The following is a 4,587-nucleotide window of genomic DNA, read 5'->3' on the forward strand; positions in this document are numbered from 1 at the left end:
GCTGAACAGGTCGACGATCTGTTCGAGACGGTGGCTGAGGCCTTTGGTCGTGTCGACCTGCTCTTCAACAATGCCGGCATGGGCTACAAATCGACGCCGATCGACGAGATCCCTGTCGAGGTGTGGAACGATATCGTCGGGGTCAACCTCACCGGTTCGTTCCTGTGCGCCCGCGCCGCCTTCGGCGCCATGCGCAAGCAGAGGCCGATGGGTGGCCGCATCATCAACAACGGTTCGGTGTCGGCCTATGCGCCACGTCCGGGTTCGGTCCCCTACACAGCGACCAAGCATGCCATCACCGGACTGACCAAGACGCTGGCGCTCGATGGCCGGCCCTATGACATTGCCTGCGGCCAGATCGACATCGGCAATGCGCTGACCGACATGGCGCAGCCAATGACGGTCGGCGTTCCGCAGGCCAACGGCTCGATATCAGCCGAAGCGGTTATGGATGTTCAGCGCGTGGCCGACGCCGTCGTCCACATGGCCAGCCTGCCGCTCGACGCCAATGTGCTGTTCATGACGGTGATGGCGACCAAGATGCCGTTTGTAGGGCGTGGATAGTTATTTCCCTGCCAGCGGCACGCCGGGCTTGAAGAGCAGAATGGGCCTGATCTCGTAAACGGCGGTAGGATTGACGCGGCGAAGGTCGCGGGCGATCGCGATGGCGTCGTCTCTCGTGGTGCAGTCGACCACATAGAGGCCGAGCAACTGTTCCTTGGTTTCTGCGAAAGGGCCGTCGATGATTATACCGTCGCCCGGGCCGCGCAGCGTGCAAGCATCGTTTGTCGCCCCCAGACGCGCGGACGGTCCAAGCGTGCCTGCCTCATGAAGCCGGGTGTTGATCTTCAGCAGGTCGGCCATCAGCGCCGCGTCTTCCTGCGGCGTCAGCGCCTTGATCGCATCTTCCACGTGATAGGCAAGGATTGCATAGAACATCTGAGGCACCTGCTTCGATCCTGATCCAGGGAGCGTAGCTGTTCCCAACACACACGCCCAGCCCCTGGCCGTGCGTCTCCGGACGGATCATGACACCATCATTGTCGCCAGTCGCAACCGCCAGAAAGAGGCCAGCGGTCCGCTTTGAAGCTCACTTCGCCAGGAACGTTCCGATCCTGTCCAGCGCGCGCAAGATGTTCTCCTCGGAGTTGGCGTAGGAGAGCCTGATATAGCCTTCGCCGAGAATGCCGAAATCGGGGCCGCCGATCAGCGCCACGCCAGCCTCGTCGAGCAGCGCCGAAGCGAGCTTCTTTGCTTTCCAGCCGGTCTTCGACACGTTGGGGAAGGCATAGAACGCGCCCTTGGGCGTGATGCACGAAATGTTGGGCAAGGCAATCAGCCCCTCGACAACGATCTTCCGGCGGCGGTCGAAGGCACGCATCATCTTGTCGACATCGTCCTGCGGGCCGTCGATGGCCGCGATGCCGGCAAACTGGCTCGGCGCGTTGACGCAAGACCAGCAATTGACCGCCAGCTTGCGCACCTTGTCGTAGAGATGGGCGCCCCTGTCGCCATTCGGCCAGATCGACCAGCCCATGCGCCAGCCGGTCATCGCCCAGGTCTTCGACCAGCCGTTGAGCACGATCAGCCGGTCACGGATCTCGGGAAAGCCGAGCAGCGAGCAATGCGTTTCGCCGTCATAGGTCATGACGTCGTAGATCTCGTCGGAAAGGATGGCGACCTGCGGATGCGCCTCCAGCCCCTTGACCAGTTTCTCGATCTCGGCACGGGGCGTGACGCCGCCGGTCGGATTGGCCGGCGAGTTGAGGATCAACAGCCTGGTCTTCGAGGTGATCAGCGCCAGCGTCTCCTCGGCGGAGAAGGCAAAGCCGTTCTCCTCTCGCATCGGCACGGGAATAGGCGCGGCGCCAGTGAACTCGATCATCGAGCGGTAGATGGGGAAGCCCGGATCGGGATAGAGGATCTCGGCGCCAGGCTCGCCGAACATCAGGATCGCGGCGAACATGGTCGGCTTGCCGCCGGGCAGGATCATCACCGTTTCGGGCGATATTTCGACACAGGTGGTGGTCAGCGTGCGCCGCACCACCGCCTCGCGCGTTGCCAGCAGGCCATTGGCCGGCGTGTAGCCGTGGTGGCCGTCGCGCAGCGCCTTGATCGCCGCCTCGACGATGTGCTGCGGCGTCTTGAAGTCGGGCTGGCCGATGCCGAGATTGACGATGTCGCGGCCTTGTTGGGCCAGCGCCGTGGCCCTCGCGAGCACGGCAAAGGCGTTTTCCTCGCCGAGACGGTCGAAGGCCGAAATCGTGTGGAGCATTTTTCCCGTCCGTGTGGTTCTTGCTGTTGGGTCGCGTTTTTGTGAGCCTCGGGCCGCAAAAGTCAAACGGATTGGAGCTTTCGGTGTCGGAAAATCTCAAGGATTGGCAACCGCGTCCGCGGCCCGAGCGCAAGGCCATCGACGGAAGCTATGTCCGGCTTGAGCCGCTGAGCGCTGCAAAACACGGCGACGGCCTCTACGAAGCGTCCTCCGTGTCCGATGTGGAGGGTCGCTTCGCCTGGCTGCCCGACTATCCGCCGGAGACGCGCGCCGCCTTCCAGCCGTGGCTGGACAAGGTCGAGGCCAGCGAGGATCCGCTGTTCTTCACCGTCATCGACAAGGCCAGCGGCAAGGTCGCCGGACGCCAGACGCTGATGCGCATCGATCCAGCCTACGGCGTCATCGAGATCGGCAACATCTATTGGGGGCCACTCATCTCGCGCAAGCCGGGAGCGACCGAAGCGCAGTTCCTGTTCATGAAATACATCTTCGACGAGCTTGGCTATCGCCGCTACGAATGGAAGTGCAACAACCGCAACGAGCCCTCGAAGCGGGCGGCCGACCGGTTCGGCTTCAAGTTCGAAGGCATTTTCCGCCAGCATCTCATCGTCAAGGGTGAAAACCGCGATACGGCATGGTATTCGATCATCGACAAGGAGTGGCCGGCCCTACGCAAAGCCTATGAAGCGTGGCTCGATCCGGCCAATTTCGATGGCGACGGCCAGCAGAGGCGACGGTTCGAGGATTTTCGCGCGCAGTTTGGGGCGTGAGATCAGGCGCGTAACGGGAGTTTGCCATTGGCGCTTACCCACGATCACAGCGGGCATGATCACACTGGGCACGATAATGGGCCGGGTCATGTGCATGGCTCGACCGACAAGAAACGCGTTCTGATCGCAGCCTGCCTGACCGGCGGCTTCATGGTTGCCGAAGCGTTCGGCGGCATCCTCACCGGGTCGCTGGCGCTGCTGGCGGATGCCGGCCACATGCTCGCCGATTCGATCGCGCTCGGCCTTGCCTGGTATGCGTTTCATCTTGCGGGGCGTCCGGCGACCGGCCGCCTCACCTACGGCTTCGGCCGGGTCAAGACGCTGGTGGCCTATACCAACGGCATTGCCATCTTCGTCATCGCGCTGTGGATCGTCTATGAAGCGTGGGGGCGCCTGCAGGCGCCGACGCCGGTGCTTGGCGGGCCGATGCTGGCGGTGGCGATCCTTGGTCTGCTGGTCAATATCGGCTCGTTCTTCGTGCTGCATGGCGGCGACCGCGAGAGCCTCAACATGCGCGGCGCCATCCTGCATGTGCTTGGCGACCTGCTGGGCTCGGCCGCGGCCATCGTTGCGGCGCTGGTCATCCTGGCGACCGGCTGGACGCCGATCGACCCGATCCTGTCGGTCCTGGTCTCGCTGCTGATCCTGTACACGGCGTGGTCGCTGATGCGTGAAGCCGCTCATGTCCTGCTAGAGGGCGTGCCGCCAAGCCTCGACCGCGATCTGATCGCCAGGGACATCGAGGCGACGGTCGTGGGGGTGCGCGAAGTGCACCATATGCATGTCTGGTCGCTTGACGGTACCAGCAACATGGCGACGCTGCATGCCTGCCTCGAGGAGAGCGTCGATGCCTATCAGGCGGTCAGCGCCGTCAAGAAGCGACTTGCCAGCGAGCACGGCATCAGCCATGCCACCGTGGAATCGGAATTCGGACAGTGCGCCGACGATGGCGACGACCACGGGCACGAGCATGACGCGGCCGCGCGTCACGACCACCATCACTAGGACCGATCGATTGATGTCGATTGGTCCTGCCGCAGGAGTTGCAAGACCTTGAAAACCAGCTTGATGAACACCCGCTGCCCTGGTGTGGCGTGATGGACCGCGACACCAGGAATGCTGTTATCGCCGCAGTATGGATCATGCTTCTGTTCGGTATCGGCGCCTACTATCTGCCGACCGTAATGTTGGCTCTCGGCAGCCTTTCGACCGTGCTGGCCGGCGCCTTTGGCATCGTCTTCGTGCTGGCGTTTTTCTCGGTGTTCTGGCTGCGGGCCCGCAACCAGCGTAAAAACCAGGGCAAGTAGGCAAGGAATTTTCGACATGCGCATTCTGATCACTGGCGCCGCGGGCATGGTCGGCCGCAAGCTCATCGCCCGGTTGGCCAAGGACGGCACGCTGCGCGGCGGCAAGATCACCGCGCTCGACCTGCACGACATCGTGCCGCCGCAGGCACCTGGCATGGACGGCGTCAGCGTCACCCTCCACACCGGGGACCTCGCCGAGGCGGGGGCTGCCGAGCGCCTGGGCGCGTCGCGTCCC

Annotated in this window: 7 protein-coding genes; 5 read left to right on the forward strand and 2 right to left on the reverse strand. The window is 63.4% G+C overall.

From position 1 onward, the window contains the following. On the forward strand, positions 1 to 564 hold a 564-nt coding region (locus tag EN935_RS23360; protein ID WP_164771286.1), incomplete at its 5' end, for an SDR family oxidoreductase. Here the strand turns inward: EN935_RS23360 and EN935_RS23365 are convergent. Together EN935_RS23365 and EN935_RS23370 are read right to left on the reverse strand one after the other, a co-directional pair. Next, positions 565 to 939: a YciI family protein gene (locus tag EN935_RS23365; protein WP_127264958.1), complete on the reverse strand. Its 375-nt coding sequence runs from the start codon at positions 937 to 939 to the stop codon at positions 565 to 567. It lies immediately after the preceding gene. 151 nt (positions 940 to 1,090) lie between these two features. Then, positions 1,091 to 2,275: a pyridoxal phosphate-dependent aminotransferase gene (locus EN935_RS23370; protein WP_127264959.1), complete on the reverse strand. Its 1,185-nt coding sequence runs from the start codon at positions 2,273 to 2,275 to the stop codon at positions 1,091 to 1,093. 83 nt (positions 2,276 to 2,358) lie between these two features. Here EN935_RS23370 and EN935_RS23375 point away from each other — a divergent pair, with 83 nt between their 5' ends. The 4 genes from EN935_RS23375 to EN935_RS23390 form a co-directional block, all read left to right on the forward strand. Continuing rightward, positions 2,359 to 3,045: a GNAT family protein gene (locus EN935_RS23375; protein WP_127264960.1), complete on the forward strand. Its 687-nt coding sequence runs from the start codon at positions 2,359 to 2,361 to the stop codon at positions 3,043 to 3,045. A gap of 27 nt (positions 3,046 to 3,072) precedes the next feature. Beyond that, positions 3,073 to 4,050: a cation diffusion facilitator family transporter gene (locus EN935_RS23380; RefSeq protein WP_127264961.1), complete on the forward strand. Its 978-nt coding sequence runs from the start codon at positions 3,073 to 3,075 to the stop codon at positions 4,048 to 4,050. A gap of 89 nt (positions 4,051 to 4,139) precedes the next feature. Beyond that, the gene (locus EN935_RS23385) at positions 4,140 to 4,352 is read left to right on the forward strand and encodes a hypothetical protein (protein WP_082583170.1); all 213 of its coding nucleotides are present in this window, start codon (positions 4,140 to 4,142) and stop codon (positions 4,350 to 4,352) included. Between the two features lie 16 nt (positions 4,353 to 4,368). After that, positions 4,369 to 4,587, forward strand: a 219-nt coding sequence (locus tag EN935_RS23390) for an NAD-dependent epimerase/dehydratase family protein (protein WP_127373649.1), incomplete at its 3' end; no start/stop codon positions are given.

It is taken from the genome of Mesorhizobium sp. M7D.F.Ca.US.004.03.1.1 (assembly GCF_003998635.1).
Taxonomy (GTDB): domain Bacteria; phylum Pseudomonadota; class Alphaproteobacteria; order Rhizobiales; family Rhizobiaceae; genus Mesorhizobium; species Mesorhizobium loti.

Coding starts and splice junctions, on each gene's coding strand:
- EN935_RS23370 (WP_127264959.1), bottom strand. CDS start 2,275: ATGCTCCACACGATTTCGGCCTTCGACCGTCTCGGCGAGGAAAACGCC.
- EN935_RS23365 (WP_127264958.1), bottom strand. CDS start 939: ATGTTCTATGCAATCCTTGCCTATCACGTGGAAGATGCGATCAAGGCG.